This is a genomic window from Magnetospirillum sulfuroxidans, assembly GCF_018224925.1.
In the GTDB taxonomy this organism is placed as follows: domain Bacteria; phylum Pseudomonadota; class Alphaproteobacteria; order Rhodospirillales; family Magnetospirillaceae; genus Magnetospirillum; species Magnetospirillum sulfuroxidans.
On sequence record NZ_JAGTUF010000004.1, the window covers coordinates 196,291 to 219,846 of the forward strand.

Sequence of the window (23,556 nt, forward strand, 5' to 3'; positions counted from 1 at the left end):
CATGCGCCCTTATCTTTTGCCCGCCCTGGCCGTCGCCGGCATTGCCGCCGCCATCGTCCTTAGCCTGCGCGACACCGCGCCGCCGCCGCCGGCGCAAGCGGTGGCCCAGCCCGCCTCGCCGCCTTATGCCAGTTATATTGCCGGGACCGGCCAGATCGAAGCCGGCACCCGCAACATCGCGGTGGCGACGCCGCTCTCGGGGGTGGTGGCCCAGGTCGCCGCCACCATCGGGGTCAAGGTGACGGCAGGGGCCGAACTGTTTCGTCTGGATGGCCGCGATCTCGAGGCGCAATTGGCGACCAAACAGGCGGCCATTGCCGCGGCCCAGGCGGCGGTGGGAGAGGCCGAGGCCAATCTGGCCGATGTGCGCAACCAGTTGCGGCTGGCCGAAAGCATCAACGACCGCCGCGCCATCAGCCAGGAAGATTTGTCCAAGCGCCGCTATGCCGTGCAATTGTACGAGGCCAAACTGCGCAACGCCCAGGCCCAGGTGGTTCAGGCGCGGGCGCAAGCCGGCGAAATCCAGGTCTCGCTTGACCGGCTGGTGGTGCGGTCGCCGGTCGATGGTCAAGTCATGCAGGTCAATCTGCGCCAAGGCGAATATGCCAGCGCCGGGGAACATTCCACCCCGTTGGTGATGGTCGGTGGCACCGATATCTTGGCGGTGCGCGTCGATATCGACGAAAACGACGCTTGGCGCTATCACCCCGGCGCCCGGGCGCGGGCTTTTGTCCGCGGCAATCGCGACCTGTCCTTTGACCTCGGCTTCCGCGCGCTTGAACCCTATGTGGCGCCGAAAAAATCGCTGACCGGCGATTCATCGGAACGGGTCGATACCCGCGTCTTGCAGGTGGTCTATGAATTCGTCAATGACGGCCAGGTTCTGGTCTATCCCGGCCAGTTGGTCGACGTCTATCTGGAGGTGACGCCATGAAGCGGAATCTCGCCCTGATCCTGACATTGGCCATCGGCGGCTGCACCATGGGGCCGGATTATCAGCCCCCCGCCGCCCCGGTGCCGGCACACTGGAGCCTGACGGCCGCGGCCCAACCCCAGGGCCGCGAATGGTGGCAAGCCTTTGACGACCCCCAGATAGCGGCCCTGGTGGTGCGCGCCCTGGCCGCCAATCCCGATCTGGCGGCGGCCGAAGCCGCCGTCCGCGCCGCCCGCGCCCTGGCCGCCAAAACCACGGGCGGCACCTGGCCCGAGCTGGATCTGTCCACCGCCGCCAGCCGCAGCCGCGATCCGGCCAGCCAAGGCAGCACCACCGCCGCCGCCAAACCACGCATCGCCAACAGCATGACCAGCGGCTTCGATGCCAGTTGGGAGGTGGATCTGTGGGGCAAGCTGGAACGCGGAGTGCAAGCCGCCACCGCCACCGCCCAGGCCAGCCAGGCCGAAGCCGATGGCGTCCGCCTGACCCTGATCGGCGATGTCTTGCGGGCGTATGTGGAAGTGCGCGGCATGCAATTGCGCCTCGGTGTGGCCGAACAGGCGACGGCGGCCTATGCCGATACCGTGACCCTGACCGAAGCGAAATTCCGTGCCGGGACCGGTTCGGGGCTTGATCTGGTCCGCGCTCAGGCGCAATTGGATGCCTCGCGCGCGGAGCTGCCGCCGTTGCGGGCGACATTGCGGGCGCGGCTGCACGCCTTGTCCATCCTGACCGGTCAAATGCCCGAGGCATTGGCGGTGGTGTTGGAAACCCCGGCTCCGGTGCCGCGCATGACCGCCCGCCCCGGCCTGGGGGTGCCGGCCGATCTGGTGCGCAAGCGCCCGGATCTACGGCAAATGGAACGGAATTTGGCCGCCGCCAGCGCCGCAATCGGCGTCGCCGAAGCCGATCTGTACCCATCGCTCAGTCTTAGCGGCTCCATCGGCCTGTCTTCGGCCACGGCCGGATCCTTGCTGGAACTTGCCTCTCGCACATGGTCGTTCGGGCCGTCTTTGGTGTTGCCGCTGCTTGACGGCGGCAGCCGACGGGCGGAAATCGCCTATCGCCGCGCCAAGGCCGAACAGGCCGAACAGCTCTGGCGCTCGGCGGTCCTGGGCGCCTTGGCCGAGGTCGAGGACGCGCTGTCCGCCTGGGATCAGCAGGTCCTGCGCCAACAGGCCCTGGTCGCGGCAGTCGCCACCAGCCGCTCGGCTTTGGATTTAGCCAGCGAATTGAACGCCAAGGGGATGAGTTCGTATCTCGACGTGCTTGACGCCCAGCGGGAATTGCACGACCTGGAAGCGCAAGTGGCCGAGGCCCAGGTCGCCGTCATCACCGACCTGATCAGCCTTTACAAGGCCTTGGGCGGCGGCGCCCCCTTGTCCTGACGCTGGACATAGCGTTCAACGGTTTGCAACAGGAAGAGAAAATCGCCCCATTCCATTCCCATGCGATCCGCCAGATGGACGGCGCGGGTCTCTAACGAGACATCAACGGAATGGGAAGTGGGCTGAGAAACGGGCATGATTTTGATCTTCTGATAAACACGGACACCACCTTACACGCGGCAACCAAATTTTTCCTGCGTTTCTCGCGCACGGATGCTATCGATTGTCGCGTGTAATGATCCAGCCGCATCGCGTTCGAGGTCGTCATGAGCGGAACCCGCATCGGGCCGCCACCACCGGCCGCCAGCAGCAGCCCTGATTACCCGCCACGACCGGCGCCGGTCGAGGATTTGGCCGACGCCTTGGCCGATTTGGCCCATCTGTTGGGGCGCGACAGCGAAACCACGCGACTGGCCAAGGCGCAATCACAAATCGAAGCGCTGATGTACGCCGCCCAATTGGCCGTGGCCCGAGGCGATGCCCAAGGCTTGCGCGGCGTCGCCTCGGAAGCCGGACGCATCGCCCGCGATTTGGGCATGGCCGGCGCGGTCAGCGACCAAGCCAACGCCATCATCGCCCAGGCCGGCCAAGTTCGGCAGATCTGCGATGGCGGCGATGGCGGCGGCGCCCCCTCTTCCGCCACCGACCTTACCGCCTGAATATTTTTCCGCCTGAACACAGCGACAGCGCCGTATCAGTATTGGCGGATGGTTTTTCACGCCTAATGCTCAGATAAAAAAACAAACATCAAACAAAATCCGCCTGAACCACCCGATCGCATCCGTAGAAGAAGACAAGAGCGGTGACCTCGCCGCAGATATTTTCTTCTGGAGTGCACCGCGATGGTCTCCGCGATTACCAGCACAACATCGACGACAACTTCGTCATCGACCACGTCGTCGGGGCTTTCCGCTGATTACGACATGTTCATCCAGTTGCTTGTCGCGCAATTGAAGAACCAGGACCCGCTTGATCCCACCGACGCCACCGAATTCACCAGCCAATTGGTCGAATATTCCAATCTGGAACAGCAGATGGCCACCAACGACAAGTTGGATGACGTCTTAAGCTCGATCAGTTCGCTGTCGCTGGGAACCGGGGTTGGCTATATGGGCCACACCGTCGAAGCCCAAGGCGACGAGATCAGCGTCGAAGACGACGGCACCGTTGATGCCTCGTGGGTCTATTCCCTGGGATCGGCCGCTTCCTCCGTCGCCCTGACCATCTCCGACGAAGACGGCAACGTGGTCTGGGAAGGCAGCGGCGACACCGCTTCGGGCCGCAACACCTTCACCTGGGACGGCAAGGACAGCGACGGCAACACCGTCGAGGGCGGCGCCTACACCCTGGCGGTCGCGGCCACCGACGCCGACGGCACATCCATCAGCAGCACCACTTACGTCAGCGGCAAGGTCACCGGGGTGTCCTCGGTCGACGGCACCACCGTGCTGGAACTGGGCGAGATGGGGATCACCCTTGACGCCATCACCCGCCTGGCCGCCTGAGAGGGAGAACGATCATGAGCCTTTTAGGAGCCATGAACTCGGCGGTCACCGCGCTGAAAGCCCAAAGCACCGCGCTGGCCATCATCTCGGACAATTTGTCCAATTCATCGACCACCGGCTACAAGGCCAGCACCACCAGCTTCAAGACCTTGGTGACGCAATCCTATAGCAGCACGTCCTACGCCTCGGGCGGGGTCTCGGCCTCGGTCCGCCAGAACGTCACCAATCAGGGCGTGATCAGCGCCACCTCGAACGCCACCGATCTGGCCCTGGATGGCGATGGCTTCTTCGTCGTCAGCTACGGCGCCACCGGCGAAGAAACCTTCTTCAGCCGCGACGGTGAATTCGAGATCGACGCCCAAGGCTTCATGTGCATCGGCAATTACTATCTGCAGGGCTGGAAAACCGATTCAGACGGCAATGTCATTTCCGGTTCGACCAATTCGTCGTCGACGCTGGACGCCATCAACGTCAACCGCTTCACCGGCACCGCCGAGGCCACCTCGGCCGAAGTGCTGAAGGCCAATTTGCCCGCCGACGCCGCCCTCAACGACGTGGTCACCGCCACCATGGAAGTGTTCGACGCGCTGGGCGTGTCGCACACGGTGACCATGAGCTACGAAAAGACCGCCGCCAACGAATGGACGCTGACCCTGGCCGATCCGGTGCTCAGCAGCGACACCTCGTCACAATCGGGTGACATCACCGGCGGCCCCTTCACCCTGACCTTCGCCGATGGCGCCTTGACCGGCATCACCGATTCCGGCGGCACCGCCACCGAGCTGGAATTCAGCATCACCAACTTCACCACCGGGGCCTCGGATATCGCCTCCGTCACCATGGATGTCGGCCAGATCACCGGCGGCACCGGCTCGCTGACCCAATTTGCCTCCAACAACGACGACCCGGATATCTCGATCACCTCGATCACCGGCGACGGCGTCGAATACGGCGCGCTGTCCTCGGTCGAAGTGGACGATACCGGCATCATCTGGGCCCATTTCGACAACGGCCAGGACATCGCCATCTACAAGATCGCGGTGGCCGATTTCACCAATGCCAACGGCCTGGAAAGCACCGGTTACGGCATCTACCGCCAAACCGCCGCCTCGGGTGATTTCACCCTGCACGAAGCCGGCGAGGACGGTGTCGCCACCATCACCGCCAGCGCCCTGGAAGGCTCGACCGTCGACACCTCGGATGAATTCACCCGGATGATCGTCGCCCAGCAGGCCTATTCCGCCGCTTCGCAGGTGATCAGCACCTGCTCTGACATGTTCGACGAACTGATCGCCGCCGTCCGCTGACGATGACAAGGGAAAAAGCCATGCACAGCAAACCGAAATCAGCGCAGGCCGTCACCTTGGCCGAAGCCCAGACCACCCGCGCCCTGGGACACATCCATCACCATCTGGGCGGCTTCGATCTGAACGACGCCGATGCCGCCGCCTTGTCGGTCAGCCTGGCCCGTCAATTATCCAGCCTGCCCGACGACAGCCGCCGCCTGCTGCGCCGCGACATCGCCGTGGCCGCCCACGAATTGGAAGGACTGGTCCAGGCCTTGGAAACCGAACTGGGGCTCTTGGCCGATGACCTCAAATCCCTGAACCAGCGGACCGGCGCCGCCCGCGCCTATGGCCAAGCCGCCAGCGTCATCCCGCTGCGCCGGTCGTGAACAGGAGAATCGCCATGCTGCCATTCATTTCCCAGCACATCCCTGGCGAACGCCCTGCCCGTCAGGTCGCCGAGGCCTTGTTGGAAACGGTGACCGAATTGTCCGAGGTCATCGCCGAGGAAAACATCACCTTGGCCTCGGGCTATCCCGCCGGGCTGGCGCTGACCAGCGAACGCAAGACCGAACTGGCCGCCGAATATGCCGAATTGTGGGAAGATCTCGGCGTCGACGGCGCCGCCGCCCTGGCTGCCGATCCCGCCTTCGGCCGGACCCTGATCGCCGCCGTCAATCACCTGCGCCAAGCCGCCGGCGAGAACATCACCCGGCTGGAAGCGGCGATGAACGCCTCGCGCCGCCGGGTCGAGGCGGTGCTGGAAGCCCTGCGCCAAGATGCCCGCGTCAGCGGCACTTACGGCGCCAAGGGCGACATCCCGCTTGAACTGCGTCTGCCCCCCGTTGGGGCGAATTTCCACGCCTGACGGCACCCCCGGAGGTCGCCATGTCCCTGAACCTCGCCCTCGGCTCCGCCACGTCGTCGCTACGCACCATCCAAAGCGAACTGGCCCTGGCCGCCAACAATATCGCCAATGCCGACACTCAGGGATACACGGTCAAATCGGCGACCAAGGTCAACACCACAGTCGGCGGCGGCGGCATCGGCACCGGGGTCGATATCACCGGCATTTTGTCCAAGGTCGACGCCAACCTCTTGAGAACCATCATCACCGCCACCTCGGCCAATGCCGAAACGGCGACCACCGCCGATTACCTGGACCGCCTCAGCGACGTTCTCGGGCAATTGTCATCGGAAGAAAGTGGGGGCGACACCCTGGCGACCTCGCTGGCCGCCCTGCAATCGACGCTGGAAGAACTGGCGGCGACGCCGGAAAGCGAAACCCTGAAGACCCAGGCGGTGCTGCAACTGACCGACGTTGCCGCCAACCTGCGCGACACCTCGGCCCAGGTCCAGGATTTGCGCTCTGACGCCGATGCCGATATCGAGAACGCCGTCGCCTCGATCAACGAATCGCTGCACGCGATCGATTCGCTCAACGATTCCATCGTCCAGGCCCGCGCCCGCGGCCAATCCACCGCCGATCTGGAAGACCAGCGCATGGTGCTGGTGGCCGATCTGTCCGAGCAGATCAACATCAGCTATTTCACCGATGAAGATGGCGCCATGACCATCTATACCGGCGGCCAACCATTGCTGAATTCCCAGGTGCACGAACTGTCGTATCAGGCCGCCGGCACGGTGACCTCGGAAACCGTCTATCCCGGCGGCTTCGATGCCATCACCCTCGGCGGCAGCGATATCACCACCACGATCAAATCCGGCACCTTGGCCGCCTTGGTCGCCTTGCGCGACGACACCTTGCCCGCCGTTCAAGATCAATTGGACGCCATCGCCACCACTCTGAAAGACCAGCTCAACACCATCAGCAACCAGGGGACGCCGTTGCCGGCGCCGCAAACCTTGACCGGCACGGTCGAAGGAATGACCGGCGCCGACGCGCTGGCGGCCACCGGCACCTTGCGGGTGGCCATCGCCAACAGCGATGGCAGCGCCGTCTCGGTCACCGACATCGACATGACCACCATCACCAGCGTCGATGATCTGCTTGGTCAGTTGAACGCCATTTCCGGACTTTCCGCCGCCCTTGACGGCGATGGCCGACTGGTCATCGAAACCACCGATTCCACCACCGGAATCGCCCTGTCCGGCGGCGATGTCGGCGGCAAGACAATATCGTCGTATTTCGGCATGAACGACCTGATCACCGGCGACGGGGCCGAGAATCTGTTCGTGCGCAAGGACATTGCCGCCGATCCGTCGCTGCTGGCGGTGGGCAAGGTCACCGATAGCGGCATCAGCCTGGATGCCGGCGCCTTGGCCCAGGCCATGGCCGATATCATCGACACCGGGGCCGCCGCCGATCTGGTGGCCGATGTCGGCGCCCAGGTGAAAGCCGCCGACAGCGCCGCCGCGTCGAAGCAAACGACGCTGACGGCGCTGACCGATTCGTTCTCGTCGCAATACGGCGTCAACATCGACGAGGAAACGGCGCGCATCTCGGAACTGGAAAACGCCTATTCGGCTTCGGCTCAGGTCCTGGCAACCATCCAGGAAATGTTCCAAGCCCTTCTCAACGCGGTGAGCTGATCATGGAACGGGTATCGACAGCAGGACTGGGCCAGGCGCTGCTGCGTTCGGCCATGAACGTTCAGGCCAAACTGGCGGAAAAACAGACCGCCAATTCATCCGGGCTGAAGGCCGAAACCTATGCCGGCCTGGGCGCCGGCGCCGCCAGGCTGGTATCGATGGAAACCTCGCTGGCGCAATTGCAGGCGCGTTCCGACACCGCGCAAACCGCCCTGGACCGGACCGAGGCCATGTATGCCGCCGTTGACTCCATGGTCGATCTGACCACCAGCATGCGCACGACCTTGTCCGGTCTGAGCACCAATTCCTCCAGCGAGGTCGATTACAACCAGATCGGCAAGAACATGCTGACCGACCTGGAAAACCTGATGAATCTGCAAGTGGACGGCCGCTATCTGTTCAGCGGCAGCGCCACCACCAGCGTTCCGGTGGATACGACGCTGCTGACCGCGCCAACCACGCCATCGGTCGCCGACACCAGCTATTACCTGGGCGATGACGTCGTTCAATCGGTCAAGGTATCCGATCAGACCGGCATCGATTATGGCGTCACCGCCAGCGAATCCGGCTTCGAGAAAGCCTTGCGCGCCGCCAACATCCTGGCCAATCTGGACACTTCGGATCTGGACGAGGATGCGGTCAGCGAAGCCTATGACCTAGCCACCGCGGCGCTGGACGAATTGCTTGCCTCGCAGGGGCGGCTGTCGGTCAATGCCGGTCGTCTGGAAAACTATCAGGCCCAGCAAGACACCTCGATCTCGCTGCTGTCCGATCGCATCAGCGACGCCAAGGCGGTGGACGTTGCCCAGACGACGGTGGAAATCTCGCAATACCAAACCACCCTGCAGGCCTCTTATGCCGCCCTCGGCAAGCTTAATGGCCTGTCGCTGGTGGATTACCTTTGATCCGTGCCTCTAAGGATTTTCACGCAGATAATAGACGAAATCCAGCACCGGCGGCGCTGTCGGCGTCGCCGACAGCATGTCATGCACCTGCCCCCGGTGGTGAGTGGTATGGGTGAACATATGCAACATGGTCAGGCCTAACGGCGTCACCGCCGCGCCGCCCGCCATCGTGCGATAGGAAAACGGCGCCTCCAGATCGCCCATCGGCCCGTCGAAATGCGCAATGATCACGCCGTCAAGTTCCGCCCGCGCCCGCGCCAGCGGGTCAAATGCGTCGTGCAGGATCTGATCCAGGGCGGTGATGCCGTGGTCGTAACGGTCGGTGAAGCGCCCCAGCCAAATCATATCGGCGACCAATGCATGATTAAGCGTGGCCATGATCGAGCCGAAAAAGCTCGGCCGCGGACCGGCGAATTCCGCCGGGTCCAAAGCACCGCAGGCGGCGTAAAGCCGCTGGTTGGCCCAAGCATTATAGCGCGACAGGCGGCGCAAGGTTGCGGGCGTCATCGGTCGATATCTCCCTTTATCCACCCCAAAAAGTGGCAGCTCAGCCAACCCGATGGCAAGCGCCATGCTGTCTGGCTGGTAATTTTGTCTTGACCTGAGAACGACTCTCATTATCATTGCAGGCAGTTGTTTTGCTGCACATCCAGGATAGCCGTGACCGCTCCGCTTCCGCCTCTCTCTGGCTCCATCGCCATCCCGACCGCCACCGCCATGACCGGTGTCACCTCGGGCGATGCTCGGCCGCGCGTGGCGCTCAGCACCTTGCTGGCCCAGGGCACCGAATTGGTGATCGAGCATGACGGCCACGACTATCTGCTGCGCCTGACCAGCAACGGAAAATTGCTGCTGACCAAGTAACCCGTCTCTCCCTTTCGGTCCCAGCCAGCCACTCACGGCGCATTTGCGCCCAGGCAGCCAGCCAAGACCATCTCCATCCTCATGATGAAGGTGCCTTGATGCCTGCCTCTCGCCTGTTGCTTCCCTCTGCCCTGATCGTGTCCGCCGCGATGGCCGCCACCGCCGCCCGCGCCGCCGATCCGGCTGATCCCGCCACCCGTCTGCACGGGGTTTCGGTAACCACCACCCGCACCGAAAAACCGGTGGACGAAACCCCGGCGGCGGTCACCGTCATTGGCCCCGAAGAACTGGAACGCAAGGCGCCGCAGGATTTGCGCGATATCTTGCGCGATGTGCCCGGCGTCAGTTTTTCCGGCGGCCCGCGTGCCGGGGTGATGTCGCCGACCATTCGCGGCCTGGGCGACGAACGGGTGGTGATTCGGATCGACAACGCCCGCCAGAATTATCAGGTCGGCCACAAGGCGCGTCTGTTCGTCGAGCCCGATCTGTTGAAGCAAGTCGAGGTGCTGCGCGGCCCCAGCTCGACCATGTTCGGTTCCGGCGCCATCGGCGGCGTCATCAACATGACCACCAAGGATGCCGCCGACCTGCTGAAGCCGGGACAGCTGGCCGGGGCGATGACCCGTTATTCCTATGCCAGCAATCCCAACGAAAACCATGTTACCGGCACCGCTTATGCCCGGCCGGTGGAATGGCTGGACCTGCTGGCCAGCGTCAGCCACCGCAATTACGGCAATCTGGAAGACGGTCAGGAAACCAAGTTGGTCGATTCCGGCGACAATCTGGTCTCGGGCCTGTTCAAGGTCAGCGTCACTCCGGCACCCCATCACAAAGTCACCGCCCAGGCCGAACGCAATATCAGCAACACCACCATTCCGCTGACCGCCGATTCCAGTTCAAACGGCGCAGCCGCCAACACCGCCGATCGTGATCTGGTGCGGAACTCTTATGCCCTGCATTACGTCTATGACGACCCCACCGACCGTATGTTCAATCTGCGGGCGACGCTGTACCGCAATGAAACCGAACTGGACGATTACCGCGCGTCCGACCGCCGTCACGATGAGCGCGACCAGACCACCGAGGGCTTCGACATCGCCAATACCAGCCGCTTCGCCGGATTGGGCTCCAATCATGCCCTGACCTATGGCGTCGAGGGCTATGAGGACCGCCAGGAAGGCAAGCGCGACAATGTCTCCACCCCCGGCTGGTACCCGGACGCGACCATGGACATTTTCGGCGGCTTCATCCAAGACGAGATCGGCTTCGGGCCGCTGACGGTGACGCCGGGCATCCGCTACGATTCCTTTGATCTGTCAGCCACCGGCCAACGTGAACGGAGCGACAGCGCGGTGTCGCCGCGTCTGGCCGTCGCCTATCAGGCCACGCCATGGGCCCAGCCTTACGTGTCTTACGCCCAGGCCTTCCGCGCCCCGTCGCTGACCACCATGTTCAATTCCGGCCAGCATTATCCCGGCAACAATTTCATCGCCAACCCCGATCTCAAGCCGGAAAAGGCGCAGAATTTCGAGTTGGGCGCCAACCTGAAATGGCACGATGTCTTGGCCAAGGACAAGCTGACCGGCAAGCTGGCCGCCTATCACAACAACGTCGAAGATTTTATCGAACAGACCATCGGCGGCACCACCACCACCACCCGCAACATCTCCAAGGCCCGGATTCGCGGCGTCGAGGCGGAATTGGGCTATGAATCGCTGTCGTGGTTCGGCTCGCTCGGCGCGGCGATGATCCGGGGCAAGAACGTCACCGACAACACCTCGATCAACTCGATCCCCGCCGATCAGGTCAGCCTGACCATCGGTCATCGCTTCAGCGAGTGGGGAGTGGAAACCGGGTGGCGCGCCGCCCTGGTCGACAGTCAGGACCGTATCGTCAACGGTTCGGGCACCGCCACCGGCGGCTATGCCTTGCACGACCTGTTCGCGTCGTGGACGCCGCCGCAGCTCAACGACGATGTCCGCCTGGATTTCGCCGTCGACAACATCTTTGACAAATCCTATCGCCCGCATGACAGCGCCCTCCGCGAGGCCGGACGCAACGTCAAGGCCGGCGTCACCGTCAAGTTCTGATCCGGCGGAGAATGAACATGGGCAAGACCCGGTTTCGGTTGGGAACGGCTTTGGCTTTATCGGTGCTGTGTCACGGCGGAGCCTTGGCCGCCCTGCTCGCCACGTCGCCGCCACCGCGACCGGTTCCCCCCTCCCAAAGCTATGCCGTGACCTTTTGGCATCCGCCGATTCCGGCGCCGCCGCAGCCGGCGGCTCCGGTCGCGGCCAGGACGTCGGAACCGGCCAAGGCTGAGCCGTCCAAGGCGGAACTGGCCAAGGCGGAACTGGCCAAGGCCCAACCGCGGCGTCCCCCGGTCAAGGCGGCCGCCGCCAAACCGGTGGCCACGCCGACGGTCAAAACCGCACCGGAGGAAATCGCGGCGCCGGCGACGGAGCCCACGGTCATTCCGGCCAGTTTCACCCCCCTTCCGGCTCAGCCCGACGCCCCGCCGGCGCCGCCGCCGATCGTGCACCGGGCCGATTACCTGAGCCCGCCGACGCCGCCGGTTTATCCGGCCCCGGCCCGCCGGCTGGGCATCGAGGGCACGGTGATCATCCGCGCCCTGGTCGAACGCCCCGGAATCGCCAGCCAAGTCACCGTGTGGCGGTCGTCGGGGGAAAGCCTGCTTGACCGCTCGGCCCTGGAAGCGGTGCGCAACTGGCGCTTTCACCCCATGACCCAAGGCGGCGTCATCATCGCCGCCTGGGTGGAAGTCCCCATCACTTTTTCCATATCCAATACCTGAAGGAGCCTGTCCATGACCTCGTCCCTGACCCAATTGTGGTGTGAAATCGCCAATGGCAACGCCAAGGGGTATGCCCGCGACCTGGCGGCCGAAGCCGGCGCCAGCGAAGCGCAGTTGGTCGCCGCCGGCTGCGGCGGCAACGGCGTCGTCCGCCTGGAGGTGGATTGGGCCGCCACCATGGCGCGCCTGGAGGAACTGGGCGAAGTCAAGGTCATCACCCGCAATGACAGCATCGTCCATGAAAAGGTCGGCAGCTTCGGCAAGGTCCAAATCACCGCCACCACCGGTCTGGTGCTGAACGGCGACGTCGATCTGCGCCTGTTCCTCGGTCACTGGAACCACAGCTTCTTCGTCCGCATGAACACCCGCCATGGCGAACGCCAGGCCATTCAGGTGTTCGACCTGCACGGTGAGGCCGTCCACAAGATCTATCGCACCCAAGCCACCCATGGCAGCGTCTGGGATGCCCTGGTCGCTGAGTTGGCGGCGGCCGACCAAAGCCCGGAACTGTCGGTGCTGCCGCCGCGCCGGCTCCTGGCCCCGCGTGAGGATGGAGCGATCGACGTCGCCGGCCTGCGCGCCTCGTGGACGGCGATGAAGGATATCCATCATTTCCACGGCATGTTGCAGGAATTCGGCGTCGATCGGCACCAGGCCCTGCGCCTGGCCGGTCCCGACCTCGCCCGTGAGGTCGATTGCGGAGCCTTGGCCGCGGTGTTGCGCGCCGTCCAAGCCGAACAAATTCCGTTCATGGTCTTCGTCGGCAATGCCGGTTGCATCCAAATTCATACCGGCACGGTGCAGCGGGTGATGGAAAAGGACGGCTGGGTCAACATCATGGACCCGCGCTTTAATCTGCATGCCCGCGCCGATCTGATCACCTCGGCCTGGGTGGTGACCAAGCCGACGCGCGAAAGCGCCATCACCACCTTGGAACTGTATGACGACCAGAACCGCAACGTCGCCATCCTGTGCGGCGAACGGCAGCCGGGCACCACGGAACGGGCCGAATGGCGGGCGCTGCTGTCCACTCTGCCGGCGCTGGCCGCCAGTCGGGCAGCCTAGACCATGTCGGCCCACTGCTCTCGCCGCGCCTTCCTTGACCTTGGTCTTGGCCTTGGCCTCGGAACGGTAATTACCCTGATGGCGCCCCGTCCGATTCAGGCGGCGGGGGCAGTCCGGCTGATCACCATCGGCGCTCCCACCACCGAAATCGTCTTCGCCCTCGGCGCGGGCGATCAGGTGGTGGCCACCGACACCACCAGTCGTTTCCCTCAAACCGCCGCCACCTTGCCCAAGGTCGGCTATATGCGGGCATTGTCGGCCGAGGGCTTGCTGTCACTGGCCCCCACCCGCATCATCGCCCAGGACGGTTCCGGCCCCATCGAGGTGCTTGAGCGCGTCCGCGAAGCCGGCATCCCCATCGACATGGTCCCCGACCGCCCCGACCTTTCCACCTTGGACAGCAACATCGCCCTGATTGCCGGCCGGTTGGGCCGCGAACCGGAAGGGGCCCGGTTGGCGGCCGAATTACGCCAGCGCCTAAGCCAGAACCAACCGCCGACGCCGCTATCGGCCCTGTGCCTGATCCATCCCGGCGGCGGCGGCTGGATGGCCGCCGGGCGCGACACCGTGCCCGATCTGCTGATCCGACTGGCCGGCGGTCACAACGCCATCGATTTTGCCGGCATCCGGCCATTGTCGCTGGAAGCGGCGGTGGACAGCGCCCCCGATCTGTTGGTCATCAGTTCCAGCGCCTTGGCCCAGGCCGGCGGCGTCGATGCCCTGCTGGCCCTGCCGCATCTGGCCGCCACCCCGGCAGCGGCCAAGCGCCGGGTCGTGGTGGTGGAATCGCAGATGCTGCTGGGGCTGGGACCGCGCTCGCCCGAGGCGGTGCAACGCCTGCGCGCGGTGATGGCAGCGGCATGATCCGTCTGGCCTTCATCATCTTGCCGCTGGCCGTGCTGGCGGTGGCGCTGCTGGCCCTGGCCCTGGGCAGCAGCGCCATTCCCATGACGGCGGTGGCGCTGTGGCCTTGGGATGCCGCGGCCCTCAGCGATCAGCAACGCCTGATCATCGAAAACATCCGGCTGCCCCGCATGGTGCTGGGACTGTTGGTCGGGGCCATGCTGGCGGTGGCCGGCGCCGCCCTGCAGGGCATCTTTCGCAATCCGCTGGCCGATCCCGGCCTGATCGGCGTTTCCGGCGGCGCCGCCCTGGGCGCGGCGGCGATGATCGTCATGGGCGGCGACCGTTTCGTCGGGCCGCTGGCCCTGCCCCTGGCCGCCTTTGCCGGCGCCGTCATCGCCACCCTTGCCGTTTATGGTTTGGGCCGACGACACGGCATGATTTCACCCCCGTCCATGCTGTTGGCCGGCATTGCCGTCAATGCCTTGGCCGGTGCCGGCATTGGCGTGTTTTCCTATGTCGGCGACGACCTGCAATTGCGCCAACTGACGTTTTGGACCATGGGCAGCCTGGGGGCGGCGGGCTGGAGCACGCTGTTGCCCTCGCTGGTTCCCATGCTGGCGTCCATGGCCGGTCTGTTCTTGCTCGCCACCCGGCTGGATGTATTTTCCTTGGGCGAGCGCGAGGCGTTTCACCTGGGCCTCAACCCCCATCGCATGGTCCAATTGGTGGTCGGCCTGACCTGTCTGGGGGTGGGGGCAGCCGTGGCCGCCGCCGGTCCCATCGGCTTCATCGGTCTGGTGGTGCCGCATCTGATCCGCCTGTCGCTTGGCGCCGGTCACCGGGTGTTGCTGCCGGCCGGGATGATGCTGGGGGCGGTCTTGCTGGTCGGCGCCGACACCATCGCCCGCATCGTCGCCGCCCCGGCCGAATTGCCGGTGGGCCTGCTGTGCAGCCTGCTGGGCGCCCCTTTCTTTTTGTGGTTGCTGCGTCGATGATCGAAGCCAAATCCATCAGCCTGCGCATCGGCGCCGCCACCTTGCTGGACGACGTCACTGTCACCCTTCGCCCAGGCCGCATCACCGCCATCCTTGGCCCCAACGGTGCCGGCAAATCGTCGCTGTTGGGGATTTTGGCCGGCGAACGCCGGCCCAGCGCCGGGACCGTCAGCCTGGATCAACGCCCGCTCAGCCGGTGGCCGGCCCGCGACTTGGCCCGGCGGCGGGCGGTGGTGCCGCAAGCGGCGCAACTGGCCTTTCCCTTCACCGTCGCCGAGGTGGTGCGCATGGGCTTTGCCCTGACCCCGCCCCGACAACAGCAGCGCACCGGCATCCTGGCCCAGGCCCTGGCCGCCGCCGACATCACCCATCTGGCGGATCGCGCCATGCCGAGCTTGTCCGGCGGCGAGCGTCAGCGCACCCATTTCGCCCGCGCCCTGGCCCAACTGGCCGCCAATGCCGAGCGTTTTCCCGCCTATCTGTTGCTGGACGAACCCACCGCCAGCCTGGACCCGGCGCATCAGCATAGTCTGCTGGCGGCAGTGCGCGCCTGGGTCCGCCAATCCGGCGGCGCCGCCGCCATCGTCTTGCACGATCTGGCCCTGGCCGCCCATTACGCCGACGACGTGGTGTTGCTGAGCCGGGGCAAGGTGGCGGCGCACGGCGCCATCGGCGCGCTTCGGGCCGAGACCCTGGGCGCGGTCTATGGCATCGATTTCGACCGCGTGATCGACGGCGCCGGAAACGCCGTCTTTCTTGCCCGTGGCCTATAGAAGCGCCAGTTCCTCGGGCGTGACCGCCCGCCACTGCCCCTCGGGCAGATCGCCCAAGGTCAGACCGCCGACGCCGCACCGATGCAAGCTTTCCACATGGTTGCCCAGGGCGGCGAACATGCGCTTGACCTGATGATAGCGGCCCTCGTGCACGGTCAGACGGGCGTGCAGCGGATCAATCACCACCAATTCGGCCGGGGCCAGCGGCGTTTTTTCCGACCGCAACATCAAGCTGCCGCTGGCGAAAGTGTCGGCCTCGCCGCCTTCCAGCGGCCGCGCCAGGGTAACCTCGTAGGCCTTGGCGACATGGTGACGCGGCGAAGTGATGCGATGCAGCAGCGGCCCGTCATCGGTCAGCAGCAACAAGCCGGTGGTGTCGCGATCCAACCGCCCGACCGGCGCCAGAACCGGATTGCGCCGGCCGAAACGCGGCGGCAGCAATTCATAGACGACCCGTCCGGGATCGGTGGTCGAACAGGTATAACCGGCCGGCTTGTTGAGCATGATCACCAGTCCCGCCGGTGGATCAAGCTTTTCGTCGTCGACGCGGATTTCGCCGGGATCGACCCTGTCATCAGCGGCCAAGGCGCGGCCATCGGTATGGGTGATGCGGCCGTCGCGGATCATCCCACGGACATCCTTTTGACTGCCATAGCCCAAATTGGCGATCAGACGGACCAGACGCATGGTATTTCCTTAACGGTCGTGACGGTTGGAAGAAAGATAGACCTTGAAGCCCTGGGCCAGGGTCACCAGCTCCACATCCCGGAAGCGGCGGCGCAGCTCGGCTTCATAGGGCAGATGCTGGTTGGCCACCAACAGGAACTTGCCGCGCCGTCGGATGGCTTTCCACGCGGCGGTGATAAAGGCCTGGCCGATGGCCGGATCGGCCTTGCCGCCATCGTGGAACGGCGGATTGCAGACGATCCAGTCATAGGGCGCCACGTCCGCCAAGCCGGCGCAGACATCTTGCCAATAAAAAGCGGCGCGGCCGCCATAGGCGGCCAGATTGTGGCGCGCATCGTCCAAGGCCAGCGCTTCGGCTTCGTAGAGATCAACACTGGTGACGGCGTCGAAACGGCTCAGCACCCGCGCCGCCAGATAGCCCCAGCCCGCCCCCAGATCAGCCACCCGCCCGGCCATGCCGGCGGGGAAATGCTCGGCCAGCAAAGCCGATCCCTTATCCACATGGTCGCAACTGAAACAGCCGGCACGGGCGACCAAGCCGCTGTCGCCGACCGGATGCGGCGTCGCCTCGGCCCGCCATTCCGCCAGACCGGCCGGCAATTGCTCGCCCTTTTGCAACCAGAACACCCGGCACTGGTGCTTGGACAGCGCCCCGGCCAAACCGACCAGCGCCGCGGCTTCTTTTTCCAGACTGGCGGCGCCCAAGGCATTGGCGCCACAGCACACCAGCACGCCGCCGGGCTCCAGCAGGTCCAGCCCCTGGGCCAGCGCCGCCCGGCTTTCGCCCTTGTGTTTGGACAGCAGGCACAATCCCAGCCCATACGGCCCGGCCAACCTCTCCACCGCCCGATAGCCGGCGGCGTTCAGGCGGTCGAAGGCGGGCTTGAAGCTTTGCCGGCATTCCAGCCGGTCGCGCCAGGGGGCAAGGGCCTCGCCACACTCGGCCCGCAGCCAAAAGGCCCGTGCCGGCATATCCAGGAAGCCCCGGTCAAAAGGCAGCGCCAAGGCGCGCAGCATGTCGTCGATCTTATCCATGAGCGGTCGTTTAGCACGGACCGCAGCAAGAATCGACGTCTTCGCCCATGGTCTAGACAATTGCGGCAAATTCACCGTCCCGTCACACAAAGCCGTCGCCTTCGCCTTTATCACAGAGACAATTGCGATGGAGACGACGATGACCTTAAGCGAAATTCCGTGGATCGACCCGACCGCCGAGGTGAGCGAAACCACCCTGGGCATCTATAGCGCCGTGCACGCTCGCACCCAAATGCGCGAAACCGTGTTCGGCGATTACAGTTACATGATGGAAGACGGCGATTGCATTTACGCCGAAATCGGCAAGTTCGTTTCCATTGCCCGCATGGTCCGCATCAATCCGGGCAATCATCCGCTGGAACGAGCCTCGATCCATCATTTCACCTATCGCGCGTCGTCTTACGACCTGGGCGACGACGATCTGGCGTTCTTTGACTGGCGCCGCGATCACAAGGTGATCATCGGCCATGACGTCTGGATCGGCCACGGCGCCATCATCATGGCCGGCGTGACCATCGGCAGCGGCGCCGTCATCGGCGCCGGCGCCGTCGTCACCCATGACGTCGCCCCCTACACCATCGTTGCCGGCGTCCCGGCAAAGCCAATTCGCCGACGCGTTACTTTGGAAGTCCAAGCGCAATTGTTGCAATTATCGTGGTGGGATTGGTCACATGACAAATTGAAACAGGCGCTTTCCGACTTCCGCACACTCAACGCCGAACAGTTCATTGCCAAGCATCCATGCGGATGACCGCGTGATGTTGTCTAAGACCTGTAACTATACATATCAACAAGTTGTTTGAACTTTATTTTCACGAAACAGAAACAAAGCTTCAATAAAACTGACGCCGTTGCCGGGTATGCTCCGTCGGAACGCATTCAATCCGAGGTGAGAGTAATGACCAAAGCCGCGAAGGTGATGGTTCCGGCGATCAAGGTGACCAGACTTCACAAGACCTTCAATTGCTGCAAGGCCTTGGATGGGGTCAGCCTGGACATCAATCCGGGCGAGATGGTCGCCCTGATCGGCGCCTCGGGCTCGGGCAAATCGACTTTGCTGCGCCATGTCGCCGGCTTGGCCGTGGGGGACGCCAGCGCCCAGGGCGGCAGCATCGAGGTGCTGGGCCGTCCGGTGCAGGCCCGAGGCCGGCTGGCCACGGACATTCGCGCCACCCGTGCCCGCGTCGGCTTTGTCTTTCAGCAATTCAATCTGGTCGGCCGCCTGCCGGTGATGACCAATGTGCTAACCGGTTCACTGGGCCGGCTGCCGCTATGGCGCTCCCTCTGCGGCCTGTTTCCGCACCAGGACCGCGAGCGGGCCTGGGAAGCGCTGACCCGCGTCGGCATCGTTGAAACCGCGTGGCAGCGGGCCTCGACCCTGTCGGGGGGGCAGCAGCAGCGCGCCGCCATTGCCCGCACCTTGGTGCAACGGGCGCAGATCATCCTGGCCGACGAACCCATCGCCTCGCTGGACCCCGAATCGTCGCGGCGGGTGATGGAAACCCTGGCCACGATCAATGCCGAGGATAAAACCACCGTGGTGGTCTGCCTGCATCAGGTGGACTTCGCCATCCGCTATTGCCCGCGCACCATCGCCCTGAAAAAGGGCGTGGTGGTCTATGACGGCCCCTCTGCCGCCCTGACGCCGGCCCTGCTGCGCGATCTGTACGGCGCCGAAGCCGAGGAACTGGGGGCGGCCATCCAAGGATCCGCCAGTTTCGTCACCGGTCCGGGGGGCAATGCCGCCCTGGCTGTCGCCGGTTGAATTTCACGCTTATCCAACGACGAAGGAACCTCCCCATGAAGATTTCCGCGACCCTTTTGGCCGCCGCCGCTCTGGGCGGTCTGCTCTCCGCCCCGGCCCAGGCCGAAGAGGTGCTGAATTTCGGCATCATCTCGACCGAATCCAGCCATAATCTGAAAACCGAATGGGTGCCGTTCCTGGCCGACATGGAGAAGCAGACCGGCTTCAAGATCAAGGCGTTCTTCGCCCCCGATTATGCCGGCATCATCGAAGGCATGCGCTTCAACAAGGTGCAGGTGGCTTGGTTCGGCAACAAGTCGGCCATGGAAGCGGTTGACCGCGCCGAAGGCGAAATCTTCGTCCAGTCCGTGGATGCCGACGGCAATCCCGGCTATTGGTCGCATCTGCTGGTCCACAAGGACAGCAACCTGAACAGCGTCCAAGACGTCTTGAAGAATGCCGGCGAGTTGGCCTTCGGCAATGGCGATCCGAACTCGACCTCGGGTTTCCTGGTGCCGGGCTATTACGTCTTCGCCCAGAACGGCATCGACGACCCGAAGAAAATCTTCAAGCGCGTGGTTTCCGCCAACCATGAAACCAACGCCATGGCGGTGGCCAACAAGCAGGTCGATGTCTCGACCAACAACAGCGAAAACCTGCGCCTGATCCAGGATCGCCAGCCGGAAAAATTCGCCAATATCAAGGTGATCTGGACCTCGCCGCTGATCCCCGCCGACCCCATCGTCTGGCGCAAGGATCTGCCCAAGGATTCCCGCGACAAGATCAAGACCTTCTTCCTGACCTACGGCGTCCCCACCCCGACCAAGACCCAGGACCAGGTGAAGAAGGAAATCGAGGTTCTGGCCGGCCTGAAATGGGCGCCGTTCAAACCCTCGACCAATGACCAATTGCTGCCGATCCGCCAGTTGGAGCTGTTCAAGGGCCGCAACAAGATCGCCGCCGACGCCAATATGAGCGAAGCCGACAAGAAGGCCAAGCTGGCCGAGATCGACACCAAATTGGCCGAACTGAACAAGAAGATGGCCGCCGCCAAGTAAGATCAATCGCACGCGGGCGGCCCCATTGTCGGGGCCGCCCTTTGTCTTGTCCAGCTTTCGGGAACATGCCCATGACCACCGCCCTTGACACCGCCCGCCTTTCGCCGCCGCCGCGCCAATCCCTGGTCAAGCTGCTGGTCTGGGGCCTGATTTTCGCCGTGCTGGCGTGGTCGTGGTCAGGAGCGGAAATCCGGCCATGGGCGTTAATCAAGGATGGCGCCAACATGGGCACCTTCCTGGCTGATTTCTTCCCGCCCAATTTCCATGATTGGCGCTATTACCTGGAAGAAATGCTGGTCACCTTGCAGATCGCCGTGTGGGGCACGGCGCTGGCCGTTGTCTGCGCCGTGCCGTTCGGCCTGTTATGCGCCGAAAACATTGCCCCGGCCTGGATCAACCAGCCGATCCGACGATTGATGGATTCCTTTCGCGCCATCAACGAGATGGTCTTCGCCATGCTGTTCGTCGTCGCCGTCGGTCTGGGGCCGTTCGCCGGAGTCCTGGCCCTGTTCGTCCACACCACCGGCATCCTGGCCAAGCTGTTTTCGGAAGCGGTCGAAGCCATCGACCCGCGCCCGGTCGAAGGCATCCGGGCGACCGGCGCCAATGTGCTGGAAGAAATCGTCTTCGGCGTCATTCCCCAGGTCATGCCGCTATGGATCAGCTATTCCCTTTATCGCTTTGAATCCAACGTCCGTTCGGCCACCGTGGTCGGCATGGTCGGGGCCGGCGGTATCGGCGTGGTGCTGTGGGAAATCATTCGCGGCTTTTACTTTGCCGAGACCTGCGCGGTGATGATCATGATCGTGATCACGGTCTCGGCCATCGACATCGTCTCGTCGCGGCTGCGTAAAATCTTCATCTGAGACAGTGGCGACACATTTGCGAGACAACCGGACAATCGGCATCGCCAAGCCCGCGTTAGACTCCCCTGGACGCAGAAAGCGTTCACAGGCTCGGGGGGGTTGGCAGAATGGCCACGGATATCTTCGCCGCAACATCCGGTGATCCCGAAATGGGGGTGATCCAGGCGGCACTCAACGGCATGGACGCCATCGAAAACGTGTTGTGCCGCATGCGCAGCCTGGCCTTGATCGCACATGCGGCGAAAACCAGCGATGAACGCCGCGAACTGGCGCGCCGCTTTGATCAGTTCCGCCGCGATCTTGACTTCATCGCCGCCGGCACCTTGGGGATCGGCAAGGCCTGCGGCGATTGCCAGATCTTTCCGGCTGAATACCAAAATTCCGGTCAAGCGATCATTGCCGTCTGCGAAGCCGACGGCAATGATCGCTGGCTTCAACTGGCCGGCCTGCCGCCGTATTGCCGGTTTCCGGCAAATGAACGCTCTTCTGTCGAGGCCGACGACAACGGCAATCTTGACCTGACCCAGTTCACCGACATCAGCCGCAAGAACGCGGTGTTCGACAACATCTATGGCTTGCTCAACGGCGACACCGTGTTGGTCCGCTCGGCCGGCGGCCCGTCGATCGCCGTCAACCAAAGCAGCCGGCCCGACCTGCGTCTTTATATCCACGCCATCCGTCACGGCTGGGCCGAACCCTTCGGCTACACCAAGGCCATCAGCGTCTCCCTTGAGGAAGCCACCGCGGCCTTGAATGGATTGCACGCCACCGCCACCAGCTTCGGCGCCTATATCTATCGCCTGTATCTGCGCTATGGCTTTGGCGACGTCCCCGCCAACGACCTTTAGCGCGGCTTTGGCGGAGACGGCTTAGCCGCGCATGGCGGCGCTGACCGTCAAGGATTTGACCCACCGCCACATGCGAACGGCGTCGGTGGCGGCGTCGGTGGCGGCATCGCCGCCCATGGACAGATCCAGTTCCAACCGGTAACCCGGCCGCTTTTCCCCCATCTCACGGGCCTCGCTTGGGCTGAGGCCGAAATGGCGGCGGAACAGATGGCTGAAATGGCTGGGCGAAACAAAACCGTAATCCAGCGCGATATCGAAGATGCGGCGCTGCATGTGCCGAGGCGCGGTGATCGCCTTGAAGCAGGCCATCAGCCGGCGCCCCTGGATATGCTCGCGCACGCCGCCATTTTGTTTGAACAGGCGGTACAACGTCGCCCGCGAGCAGCGAAACTGAGCACAGAGGGATTCCACCCCCAAGGCCGGATCATCCAAACGCTGATCAATATGACGGCAGATCGAAGCGAACATGGCCGTCTGCGCCACCCTCGCGGTGGCATCGCCATGGACCACCAGGGCGTCCAGCAATCCCAGCAAGGACTGGGTCAGGGCCGGAATACTGTCCATTCCGGCCTGCGGCAGCAGCCGCCGCAAGGCCAGCATGTGATCCATGAACAACTGCCCGCTGACCGACCCTTCAGCAAAAGCGGCGCCGCGCAGATCGGCGATTTGCGGCACCTCGTCCAGCAGCAATTGGCGCGGCAGCACCAATACCAGCGCCTCGGATTGGGTCGATCGCGCCGTCACCGCATGGGCCAAATTGACGCCATAGACATTGCCGGGTCTTATCTCGAAATCAATGCCGCCATTGACCACCCGGTTGCGGCCATGGGTGAACATGTGCAAGGACGCGTGATCGACATCGTCATGTCGCGCCATCATCGAGGCGGTGCGGCGGAAATTCTGGCCGGGGAAATTGCAGTCGATGAACAAAAATCGCCCCAGGTGATACTGGTTCATTTCCGGCAATTTTTGCGCAATCTCCGGCCCGTGAACCGGCACGGCCTCCAGCATCGGCGCAATGCTTTGCTGCCACAAATGGACATGCTGGTCTTCGGGAACATGCCCCGGCAACAGTGATGCCTTGGGGATGAACGTCTTCATGCCGCGTGCCCTTCCCCCGGAATTCTTCCGGTTTCCTGACGTCATCTCCGCCCGCTTTGCGGCCGGAATCAGGGCACTATGCGGATATTGAAATAATGAATGGTTAAAATGAAAATCAAACCACGGGAAGTTTACCACGACATAAGGTGTTCACCTGACAATCCCTCTTCGGCATGAATGAAGCCCCCATGCCCCTGTCATCGGCACAAATGAATGCACCTCCATTCTTCAGCCTGGACAGAAACAACACGCAACAGCCGGGAAAGGCCAAACCGCCTTCCCGCCTGT

The 23,556-nt window shown here is 63.8% G+C and carries 26 protein-coding genes; 21 read left to right on the forward strand and 5 right to left on the reverse strand.

Translation table 11 applies throughout. The features are described from left to right. The first annotated feature begins 1 nt into the window (after position 1). Complete coding sequence (locus tag KEC16_RS07030; protein WP_211547244.1) at positions 2 to 934, forward strand: efflux RND transporter periplasmic adaptor subunit; 933 nt, start codon at positions 2 to 4, stop codon at positions 932 to 934. Next, entirely contained in the window at positions 931 to 2,322 is a 1,392-nt protein-coding gene (locus tag KEC16_RS07035; protein ID WP_211547246.1) for an efflux transporter outer membrane subunit, read from the forward strand. Before KEC16_RS07030 ends, KEC16_RS07035 begins: the two co-directional genes overlap by 4 nt. Here the strand turns inward: KEC16_RS07035 and KEC16_RS07040 are convergent. Beyond that, positions 2,286 to 2,459, reverse strand: a complete 174-nt coding sequence (locus tag KEC16_RS07040) for a hypothetical protein (RefSeq protein ID WP_211547248.1) — start codon at positions 2,457 to 2,459, stop codon at positions 2,286 to 2,288. The genes KEC16_RS07035 and KEC16_RS07040 overlap by 37 nt on opposite strands. A gap of 129 nt (positions 2,460 to 2,588) precedes the next feature. Here KEC16_RS07040 and KEC16_RS07045 point away from each other — a divergent pair, with 129 nt between their 5' ends. From KEC16_RS07045 to KEC16_RS07075, 7 genes are all read left to right on the forward strand, one after another. Then, positions 2,589 to 2,981 (forward strand): hypothetical protein, encoded by a 393-nt coding sequence (locus KEC16_RS07045; RefSeq protein WP_211547250.1) that lies wholly within the window; start codon positions 2,589 to 2,591, stop codon positions 2,979 to 2,981. A 183-nt stretch (positions 2,982 to 3,164) separates the two neighbouring features. Further along, positions 3,165 to 3,827 carry a flagellar hook assembly protein FlgD gene (locus tag KEC16_RS07050; RefSeq protein WP_211547252.1) on the forward strand — a complete coding sequence of 221 codons (663 nt, stop codon included), beginning with the start codon at positions 3,165 to 3,167 and terminating at the stop codon, positions 3,825 to 3,827. Positions 3,828 to 3,841: 14 nt separating this feature from the next. Next, the gene (flgE, locus tag KEC16_RS07055; protein WP_211547254.1) at positions 3,842 to 5,134 is read left to right on the forward strand and encodes a flagellar hook protein FlgE; all 1,293 of its coding nucleotides are present in this window, start codon (positions 3,842 to 3,844) and stop codon (positions 5,132 to 5,134) included. Between the two features lie 20 nt (positions 5,135 to 5,154). Continuing rightward, positions 5,155 to 5,502 carry a hypothetical protein gene (locus KEC16_RS07060; protein WP_211547256.1) on the forward strand — a complete coding sequence of 116 codons (348 nt, stop codon included), beginning with the start codon at positions 5,155 to 5,157 and terminating at the stop codon, positions 5,500 to 5,502. A 14-nt stretch (positions 5,503 to 5,516) separates the two neighbouring features. After that, positions 5,517 to 5,981, forward strand: coding sequence for a hypothetical protein (locus KEC16_RS07065; RefSeq protein ID WP_211547258.1), 465 nt, complete (start codon positions 5,517 to 5,519; stop codon positions 5,979 to 5,981). A 20-nt stretch (positions 5,982 to 6,001) separates the two neighbouring features. Further along, complete coding sequence (gene flgK / locus KEC16_RS07070; RefSeq protein ID WP_211547260.1) at positions 6,002 to 7,666, forward strand: flagellar hook-associated protein FlgK; 1,665 nt, start codon at positions 6,002 to 6,004, stop codon at positions 7,664 to 7,666. 2 nt (positions 7,667 to 7,668) lie between these two features. Beyond that, positions 7,669 to 8,571, forward strand: a complete 903-nt coding sequence (locus tag KEC16_RS07075) for a flagellin (RefSeq protein ID WP_211547261.1) — start codon at positions 7,669 to 7,671, stop codon at positions 8,569 to 8,571. Positions 8,572 to 8,580: 9 nt separating this feature from the next. Here KEC16_RS07075 and KEC16_RS07080 read toward each other — a convergent pair whose 3' ends face one another. After that, positions 8,581 to 9,078 (reverse strand): DinB family protein, encoded by a 498-nt coding sequence (locus KEC16_RS07080; protein WP_211547263.1) that lies wholly within the window; start codon positions 9,076 to 9,078, stop codon positions 8,581 to 8,583. A gap of 153 nt (positions 9,079 to 9,231) precedes the next feature. On the opposite strand from KEC16_RS07080, the gene hemP reads away from it, so the two are divergent. From hemP to KEC16_RS07115, 7 genes are all read left to right on the forward strand, one after another. Further along, positions 9,232 to 9,435, forward strand: a complete 204-nt coding sequence (hemP, locus tag KEC16_RS07085; protein WP_346344049.1) for a hemin uptake protein HemP — start codon at positions 9,232 to 9,234, stop codon at positions 9,433 to 9,435. 98 nt (positions 9,436 to 9,533) lie between these two features. Further along, on the forward strand, positions 9,534 to 11,525 hold the full coding sequence (locus KEC16_RS07090) for a TonB-dependent hemoglobin/transferrin/lactoferrin family receptor (protein ID WP_211547266.1): 1,992 nt from the start codon (positions 9,534 to 9,536) through the stop codon (positions 11,523 to 11,525). Positions 11,526 to 11,542: 17 nt separating this feature from the next. Then, positions 11,543 to 12,250, forward strand: a complete 708-nt coding sequence (locus KEC16_RS07095) for an energy transducer TonB (RefSeq protein ID WP_211547268.1) — start codon at positions 11,543 to 11,545, stop codon at positions 12,248 to 12,250. A gap of 12 nt (positions 12,251 to 12,262) precedes the next feature. Then, positions 12,263 to 13,315 (forward strand): hemin-degrading factor, encoded by a 1,053-nt coding sequence (locus KEC16_RS07100; protein ID WP_211547270.1) that lies wholly within the window; start codon positions 12,263 to 12,265, stop codon positions 13,313 to 13,315. 78 nt (positions 13,316 to 13,393) lie between these two features. After that, a complete protein-coding gene (locus KEC16_RS07105; protein ID WP_211547271.1) occupies positions 13,394 to 14,179 on the forward strand; it encodes a heme/hemin ABC transporter substrate-binding protein in 786 nt (261 codons plus the stop codon). Further along, positions 14,176 to 15,156: a FecCD family ABC transporter permease gene (locus KEC16_RS07110; RefSeq protein WP_211547273.1), complete on the forward strand. Its 981-nt coding sequence runs from the start codon at positions 14,176 to 14,178 to the stop codon at positions 15,154 to 15,156. Before KEC16_RS07105 ends, KEC16_RS07110 begins: the two co-directional genes overlap by 4 nt. Beyond that, complete coding sequence (locus KEC16_RS07115; RefSeq protein WP_211547275.1) at positions 15,153 to 15,929, forward strand: heme ABC transporter ATP-binding protein; 777 nt, start codon at positions 15,153 to 15,155, stop codon at positions 15,927 to 15,929. Before KEC16_RS07110 ends, KEC16_RS07115 begins: the two co-directional genes overlap by 4 nt. On the opposite strand, the gene KEC16_RS07120 is transcribed toward KEC16_RS07115, so the two are convergent. After that, positions 15,924 to 16,616, reverse strand: coding sequence for a pseudouridine synthase (locus KEC16_RS07120; RefSeq protein ID WP_211547277.1), 693 nt, complete (start codon positions 16,614 to 16,616; stop codon positions 15,924 to 15,926). The genes KEC16_RS07115 and KEC16_RS07120 overlap by 6 nt on opposite strands. 9 nt (positions 16,617 to 16,625) lie before the next feature. Continuing rightward, positions 16,626 to 17,651, reverse strand: coding sequence for a class I SAM-dependent methyltransferase (locus tag KEC16_RS07125; protein ID WP_249208885.1), 1,026 nt, complete (start codon positions 17,649 to 17,651; stop codon positions 16,626 to 16,628). A gap of 139 nt (positions 17,652 to 17,790) precedes the next feature. On the opposite strand from KEC16_RS07125, the gene KEC16_RS07130 reads away from it, so the two are divergent. The 5 genes from KEC16_RS07130 (at position 17,791) to KEC16_RS07150 (ending at position 22,167) form a co-directional block, all read left to right on the forward strand. After that, complete coding sequence (locus KEC16_RS07130) at positions 17,791 to 18,402, forward strand: DapH/DapD/GlmU-related protein (protein ID WP_249208886.1); 612 nt, start codon at positions 17,791 to 17,793, stop codon at positions 18,400 to 18,402. A 147-nt stretch (positions 18,403 to 18,549) separates the two neighbouring features. Beyond that, a complete protein-coding gene (phnC, locus tag KEC16_RS07135) occupies positions 18,550 to 19,416 on the forward strand; it encodes a phosphonate ABC transporter ATP-binding protein (RefSeq protein WP_211547279.1) in 867 nt (288 codons plus the stop codon). Positions 19,417 to 19,451: 35 nt separating this feature from the next. Further along, positions 19,452 to 20,453 carry a phosphonate ABC transporter substrate-binding protein gene (phnD, locus tag KEC16_RS07140; RefSeq protein ID WP_211547281.1) on the forward strand — a complete coding sequence of 334 codons (1,002 nt, stop codon included), beginning with the start codon at positions 19,452 to 19,454 and terminating at the stop codon, positions 20,451 to 20,453. A 71-nt stretch (positions 20,454 to 20,524) separates the two neighbouring features. Next, the gene (gene phnE / locus KEC16_RS07145) at positions 20,525 to 21,319 is read left to right on the forward strand and encodes a phosphonate ABC transporter, permease protein PhnE (RefSeq protein ID WP_249208887.1); all 795 of its coding nucleotides are present in this window, start codon (positions 20,525 to 20,527) and stop codon (positions 21,317 to 21,319) included. Between the two features lie 107 nt (positions 21,320 to 21,426). Then, entirely contained in the window at positions 21,427 to 22,167 is a 741-nt protein-coding gene (locus tag KEC16_RS07150; protein WP_211547285.1) for a flagellin family protein, read from the forward strand. A 21-nt stretch (positions 22,168 to 22,188) separates the two neighbouring features. On the opposite strand, the gene KEC16_RS07155 is transcribed toward KEC16_RS07150, so the two are convergent. Continuing rightward, positions 22,189 to 23,268: a helix-turn-helix domain-containing protein gene (locus KEC16_RS07155; RefSeq protein ID WP_211547287.1), complete on the reverse strand. Its 1,080-nt coding sequence runs from the start codon at positions 23,266 to 23,268 to the stop codon at positions 22,189 to 22,191. Positions 23,269 to 23,556: the final 288 nt, after the last annotated feature.